This is a genomic window from Streptomyces sp. NRRL B-24085, assembly GCF_001282115.1.
Taxonomy (GTDB): Bacteria; Actinomycetota; Actinomycetes; order Streptomycetales; family Streptomycetaceae; genus Streptomyces.
On the sequence record NZ_LJBR01000503.1, the window covers coordinates 1 to 5,646 of the forward strand.

At 72.3% G+C, this 5,646-nt stretch carries 5 protein-coding genes and 1 rRNA gene; 1 reads left to right on the forward strand and 5 read right to left on the reverse strand.

The window, feature by feature from the left end:
- Nucleotides 1-72: 72 nt before the first annotated feature.
- Nucleotides 73-189: ribosomal RNA gene (rrf, locus tag AOJ26_RS37915) — 5S ribosomal RNA — on the forward strand.
- 101 nt (nucleotides 190-290) lie between these two features.
- Here rrf and AOJ26_RS37920 read toward each other — a convergent pair.
- From AOJ26_RS37920 to AOJ26_RS37940, 5 genes are all read right to left on the reverse strand, one after another.
- On the reverse strand, nucleotides 291-1,601 hold the full coding sequence (locus tag AOJ26_RS37920) for a DUF58 domain-containing protein (RefSeq protein ID WP_053852892.1): 1,311 nt from the start codon (nucleotides 1,599-1,601) through the stop codon (nucleotides 291-293).
- Nucleotides 1,601-2,590 (reverse strand): AAA family ATPase, encoded by a 990-nt coding sequence (locus AOJ26_RS37925; protein WP_086724790.1) that lies wholly within the window; start codon nucleotides 2,588-2,590, stop codon nucleotides 1,601-1,603. The genes AOJ26_RS37920 and AOJ26_RS37925 overlap by 1 nt, the downstream gene beginning before the upstream one ends.
- A complete protein-coding gene (locus tag AOJ26_RS37930; protein WP_053852894.1) occupies nucleotides 2,590-3,792 on the reverse strand; it encodes a DUF4350 domain-containing protein in 1,203 nt (400 codons plus the stop codon). Before AOJ26_RS37930 ends, AOJ26_RS37925 begins: the two co-directional genes overlap by 1 nt.
- Complete coding sequence (locus tag AOJ26_RS37935) at nucleotides 3,789-4,568, reverse strand: DUF4129 domain-containing protein (protein WP_053852896.1); 780 nt, start codon at nucleotides 4,566-4,568, stop codon at nucleotides 3,789-3,791. The genes AOJ26_RS37930 and AOJ26_RS37935 overlap by 4 nt, the downstream gene beginning before the upstream one ends.
- Before the next feature lie 31 nt (nucleotides 4,569-4,599).
- A partial coding sequence (locus tag AOJ26_RS37940) for a glycerophosphoryl diester phosphodiesterase membrane domain-containing protein (RefSeq protein WP_053852895.1) occupies nucleotides 4,600-5,646 on the reverse strand: 1,047 nt, incomplete at its 5' end.

The following is a 5,646-nucleotide window of genomic DNA, read 5'->3' on the forward strand; positions in this document are numbered from 1 at the left end:
ATATTTGCTCGCGTCCACTGTGTTAGTTCTGAGGCAACGACCGTGTCTTTTTCCGGTCTGGTTTCATAGTGTTTCGGTGGTCATAGCGTGAGGGAAACGCCCGGTTACATTCCGAACCCGGAAGCTAAGCCTTACAGCGCCGATGGTACTGCAGGGGGGACCCTGTGGGAGAGTAGGACACCGCCGAACTCCTTTTGATGAAAAGGCCCACACCTCATGGTGTGGGCCTTTTCGCGTTGTGGGTGTGGTTCACGGTTTTTGAGGGGGCGCTTTGCGCCCCCTTTCTTTGTTTACAGGCGGCCGGCTGCTTTCAGCGCCAGATAGGCATCGGCCAACGCTGGAGCCAGGTCATCGGGTGTCGCGTCGACGACGGTCACTCCATGGCGGCGGAGTTGTTCCGCCGTGCGATGGCGTTCCGTCCGGGCCTGGGCGGCGGCCGCTGCCTCGTAGACCGCGTCGACGTTGCCGCGGGCCGTGGCCATGTCCGCGATATGAGGATCCGCCACTGAGGCCAGAAGGACCGTGTGCCGCTGGGTTAGTTGAGGGAGGACGGGCAGCAGGCCCTCCTCGATGGGCGCGGCGTCGAGGCTGGTGAGCAGCACGATCAGGGAGCGGCGGGGGGCCGTACGCAGAGCTGCGGCGGTGAGGCCGCGGGCATTCGTCTCGACGAGCTCGGGTTCGAGGGTTGCCATCGCGCTGACCAGTGAGGGGAGCAGGTCGTTGGCCGTGCGGCCCTGGACCAGGGCCCGCACCCCGCGGTCGTATGCGAGGAGGTCCACGCGGTCGCCGGCGCGGGAGGCGAGGGCTGCCAGGAGCAGGGCCGCGTCCATGGAGGCGTCGAGGCGGGGGGCGTCGCCCACGCGGCCTGCCGAGGTGCGGCCGGTGTCGAGGACGACGAGGATGTGGCGGTCGCGTTCGGGGCGCCAGGTGCGTACGGCCACGGAAGTCTGGCGGGCCGTGGCGCGCCAGTCGATGGAACGGGTGTCGTCGCCGGGGACGTACTCGCGGAGACTGTCGAACTCTGTGCCTTCGCCTCGGGTGAGGACGCTGGTGCGGCCGTCGAGTTCGCGTAGGCGGGCGAGCTTCGAGGGGAGGTGCTTGCGGCTGGTGAAGGGGGGCAGGACGCGGACCGTCCAGGGCGCCTTGTGGGTGCCCTGGCGGGCGAAGAGTCCGAGGGGGCCGTAGGAGCGGATCGTCACGCGGTCTGCCTGGCGGTCGCCGCGGCGGGTGGGGCGCAGGCGAGTGGTGAGGCGGCGGCGTTCGCCGGCCGGGACCGTCAGACGGTGGCGGGAGGCCTCCACCTCAGTGCCGGGCTGCCAACTGCTGGGCGGCCAGGCGTCGCGGACCTGGGCGCGGAGCGGGCGGCCGGACGGGTTGGTGACCGTGAGGGTGACGTCGGCCGTCTCGCCCAGGCGGGCGGAGGTGTCGCCGGAACGGGTCAGTCCGAGCCGTCGTACGGGAGCCGCCAGGGCGAAGTCGCAGGCGCAGGCCACCGCGAGGGGGGCGTTGACCGCGAGGATGCCCGTCCAGCTCGGTTCCCAGATGCCGACGGGGAGGGAACCCAGAGCCGCGAGGAGTGCGGCGCGTCCGGTGAGGGCCATCAGCGGGGGACCGGGACGTGGGCGAGGATCGCGTTGATGACGGAGTCGGCCGTCACGCCCTCCATCTCGGCCTCGGGGCGCAGTTGTACGCGGTGGCGGAGAGTGGGGAGGGCCAGGGCCTTCACGTCGTCGGGGATGACGTAGTCGCGGCCGGTGAGCCACGCCCACGCGCGCGAGGTGGCCAGGAGGGCCGTGGCGCCACGTGGGGAGACGCCCAGGGTGAGGGACGGGGACTCGCGGGTGGCGCGGCAGATGTCGACGACGTACGCGGTGATCTCGGGGGAGATCGAGGTCTTGGCGACTGCCGCGCGCGCGGCTTCGAGGTCGGCCGGCCCCGCTACGGGGCGTACGCCGGCGGCCTTGAGGTCGCGGGGGTTGAAGCCCTCGGCGTGGCGGGTGAGGACGTCGATCTCGTCCTGGCGGGAGGGGAGCGGGATCGTCAGCTTCAGGAGGAAACGGTCCAGCTGGGCTTCGGGAAGGGGGTAGGTGCCCTCGTACTCCACCGGGTTCTGGGTCGCGGCGACCAGGAAGGGGTCGGGGAGGAGGCGGGGGGTGCCGTCGACCGTGACCTGGCGCTCCTCCATGGCCTCCAGGAGGGACGACTGGGTCTTGGGCGGGGTGCGGTTGATCTCGTCCGCGAGGAGGAGGTTGGTGAAGACCGGGCCGGGCTGGAAGGAGAACTCGGCGCTGCGGGTGTCGTAGACCAGGGAGCCCGTCACGTCGCTCGGCATGAGGTCGGGGGTGAACTGGACGCGCTTGGTGTCGAGTTCGAGGGCGGATGCGAGGGCGCGGACGAGCAGCGTCTTGGCGACGCCGGGGACACCTTCGAGGAGTACGTGTCCGCGGCACAGGAGGGCGACGACGAGACCGGTCACGGCGGGGTCCTGGCCGACCACGGCTTTGGCGATCTCGGCGCGCAGGGCTTCCAGGGAGGCCCGTGCGGTGTCCGGGTCCCCGGTGGTCCCGGCGTTGTCAGTGGTCGGGTCCATCATGGACGGCGTACCTCTCTTTCGAGGGCGTCGAGTTGGTCGGCTAGGGAGATGAGGGCCGCGTCGTCGCCGGGCGTCGGGCCGAAGAGCAGGGCGTGCAGGGTCTGTCCGTCGCCGTCGTGGTGGAGGTGGGCGGACAGGGCGGGGAGCAGGGCTTCGGGCGCGTGCGCCTGGGCGACGGGGACGCCTACGAGGGGGGCGAGGCGGGTGCGGGTGGTGGAGCGAAGAGCGGTGGCCGCGCGGTCGCGGGCGTTGGCCTTGCGGTAGAGGCGGGCTCGGCCTTCGACGGTCTCGGAGGCGCGGATCGCCACGGGGAGTTTCTCGGGCACCAGGGGGCCGAGTCGGCGTGCCCTCCACAGGGCGGCGAGGGCTGCCGCGATGAAGAGCTGGAGCGTGCCCCAGAGCCAGCCCGAGGGGAGCAGGTCGAAGAAGCTCTTCTCGTCGTCCGGGTCGGCGGCGGAGGAGTCGGAGAGCGAGGGGAGGTACCAGACCAGATGGGGGCGGGAGCCGAGGAGTTGGAGGGCGAGCGAGGCGTTGCCCTGCTCGTCGAGGGTGTCGTTGTAGAGGATGTCGGGCGCGCCGAGCACGACGGTGTCGCCGTCCCCGTCGGCCGCCGGGACACGCACCAGGGTGGGCAGACGGTCGCTGGGGTAGCACTCGTCGTTGCCGGGGTGGGTGACGGTGTAGCGGATGCCGCCGGTGTCGGCGTTGCCCGCACGCCGGGCCGCCGGCAGGCCGCAGTCGGGGGAGAGCGTCGAGTCGAAGCTGGTGGCGGGGTCCGCGACGACGCCGGGGGCCAGCCGTTCGACGGACCAGCTCCCGGGGGCGACGAGGACGGTGCGGCCGTCGGAGCCGGCGGTCGCGGAGCGCAGTCGGTTCTGCTGGCCGTGTGTCAGGAGGTCGGGTACGGCGACCAGCAGCGTGGTGTCCGGGCCGGCCGCGGCGCTTGCCTCGTCCAGGGTGGTGACGACGCGGGTGTCGACGCCCCGGTCGGCGAGGAGTTCGGCGACCGCGCGGCTGCCGAAGGGGTCGGCGGAGCGCGGGTCGAGGCTGCCGTGGCGTTCGGTGGAGCGGATCGTCGCGATCACCACGGCCGCGACGAGGAGCAGTACGAGGGCGAGTACGACGCCTCGCGCGCGGGTCCACACCTGGCGGGCGGTGGGCGAGGCCGAGGTGGACGGGAGCGTGGCCTCGGTGGTCATTCGGCGGCTCCCGGGCGGGCGTTGTGGTCCGCGCTGTGGCTGCTGCCCGTGCTGCTCGTGCTGCTCGTGCTGCCGGTGCTGCTCATGCTGCCTGGGCTGCTTCCGCTGTTCGCCGTCGCGAGGACCGGCTTGGCGCGTTCCAGGTCGCGGTCGAGTTCGGCGATGCGGTGGTACGACTGCTCGGTCGCGGCCCTGCCGCCGTACGTGACGTCGTCGAAGGCGCGGGCGGCGGAGCGCAGCCGGTCGGTGTGCGAAGGTAGGGCGCGGCCCGCTTCCGCGGCGGCCTCGTCCGCGGTGCGGCCGGGACGGACGTCGAGGAGGGCGCGTTCCTCCAGGGAGCGGACGATCGCACGCATGCGCTCCTGCACGGCCTGGCTCCAGTGGCCCTGGGCGGCGTGGGCCTCGGCGGCCGCGCGGTGGTCGGCGGCGCTGCGGGGGCGGTCGTCGAAGAGGGCGGCGGAGGAGGCGGGCCCGCGGCTCGGGGTGCCCAGGCGCCACCACAGTGCGCCGACGACCAGGACGATCGCGGCGATGACGACGACCAGGCCGAGTGGTCCGCCCGGGGTCGCCGACGAGGCGGCGTTGAACAGCTTGTCGACCCAGTCCCAGAACGCGTTGAGGGCGCGCTGGAACCAACTGGGGTCGTTCTCGTGGTACATGCGCTTGGACAGCTCGCGGCGGGCCGCCTCCCGCGCGGGATCGCGCGGGATCGTCAGCGGCGGCTCGTCGGCGGACCGTGCCGGTGACAGCACGGAGGCGTCGACGCCGCGCAGCATGGTGAGCACTCCCCCCGGCAGGATCACCGCATCAGCTCCCGGCAGTGGGGCCGGTGCCGTAGCCCTGGACGCCGGCCGCGCGGGCCAGTTCGAGGTCGAGGGCCTCGCGGCGGATGCGCTGGTCGATGTAGAGGAGCACGGTGACGCCCGCCGAGATCGGGAAGGTGATCATGGAGCCGATCACCGCGCCGACGCCGCTGATGATGAGGAACGTCCAGCCGAGGTCGCCGGTGCCGTTGACGAAGCCGCCGACACCTTCGCCGCTGAGCGCCGCGGCGAGGAACGTGAAGGGGATGACGACGATCGCGGCGACGATGTTCGCGATGATCGCGGCCAGCAGCTGGATGCCGAGGACCCGCCACCAGGAGCCGCGGACCAGTTTCGTGGAGCGGCTCATCGACTTCACGATGCTCTGCTTCTCCAGCATCAGCGCGGGCGACGCCAGGGAGAAGCGGATCATCAGCCACAGCGCGACGACGCCGGCGCCGATGACGCCCAGGGCCACCAGGGCGATCCCGCCGCCGTCGGAGCCCGCGGCGGCCACGAGGATGCCCGGCAGCGCACCGACGGCGAGCACGCCGAAGGCGATGAGCATCAGCAGGAAGATCAGGCCGAACAGCCTGGGCACCTGCGGGCGGGCGTCGCGCCAGGCCTCACCGGTGGTGACCGGCCTGCCGAGCACGGCCCGGCTGGTGACGGCCGTCAGCATCGCGGTCGCGGCGATCGTGCCGATCAGGGAGATGAGGTAGACGACGGTGGAGCCGAGCATGGTCTCGCCCAGGGCGCGGGTCAGCTCGTCGGCGCTGGCGCTGGGGTCGTTGAGCGCCTCGGTCCCCGCGCTGTCGTTCAGGACGAAGCCCTGGAGCAGGATGACGAGGACCTCGGTCACGACCGCGACGGCCAGGGAGATGCCGAGGACCGTGCGCCAGTAGGTGCGCATGGTGGAGACCGCGCCGTCGAGGATCTCGCCCACGCCGAGCGGGCGCAGCGGGATCACGCCGGGCTTGGCCGCGGGCGGGGGGCCGCCCCAGCCGCCGTAGCCGCCGCCCCAGCCCGGGGGAGGGGTGTAGCCGGCGGG

Excerpts from the sequence above, each read along its gene's own strand:
- AOJ26_RS37920 (WP_053852892.1), bottom strand. The coding sequence starts at position 1,601 with ATGGCCCTCACCGGACGCGCCGCACTCCTCGCGGCTCTGGGTTCCCTC.
- AOJ26_RS37925 (WP_086724790.1), bottom strand. The coding sequence starts at position 2,590 with ATGGACCCGACCACTGACAACGCCGGGACCACCGGGGACCCGGACACC.
- AOJ26_RS37930 (WP_053852894.1), bottom strand. The coding sequence starts at position 3,792 with ATGACCACCGAGGCCACGCTCCCGTCCACCTCGGCCTCGCCCACCGCC.
- AOJ26_RS37935 (WP_053852896.1), bottom strand. The coding sequence starts at position 4,568 with ATGCTGCGCGGCGTCGACGCCTCCGTGCTGTCACCGGCACGGTCCGCC.